This is a genomic window from Ochrobactrum sp. SFR4, from assembly GCF_019730395.1.
Lineage (GTDB): Bacteria > Pseudomonadota > Alphaproteobacteria > Rhizobiales > Rhizobiaceae > Pseudochrobactrum.
Window position 1 is genome coordinate 1 of the sequence record NZ_JAAPBB010000460.1, and the last position, 334, is coordinate 334.

General features: G+C 56.9%; 1 protein-coding gene. It reads right to left on the bottom strand.

Going from position 1 to position 334, the window contains the following annotated elements; all coding sequences use genetic code 11:
- Positions 1-334: DHH family phosphoesterase (locus HBA93_RS19805; RefSeq protein ID WP_221724427.1), on the bottom strand; the 334-nt coding region annotated here is incomplete at both ends.

The window sequence follows — 334 nt, forward strand, 5'->3', positions numbered from 1 at the left end:
TAAACCTACCAGATCAAGATAACCCAGCAAATCCGGCGTGCCATTTGGCGCCTTAATGCCACGCTCGCGCAATTCCCGCGCCACCTGCACCAAGGTCATAAAAACAACACCGGCAGCACAGAGATGTCCCTGCCCTGAAATATCATCTTCACGGTTCGGGTTAACAATCGCCGCAGCGTCTTCCGGCAAGGCACCGCCAAGCTGGTGGTGATCCAGCACCACAACATCGGCACCGGCATCTTTTGCAGCCGTGATTGAGACAGCGCTGTTGGTGCCGCAATCCACAGTCACGATCAGCGAAGCACCCTTCGTGACCAGCTCGCGCATAGCGTCG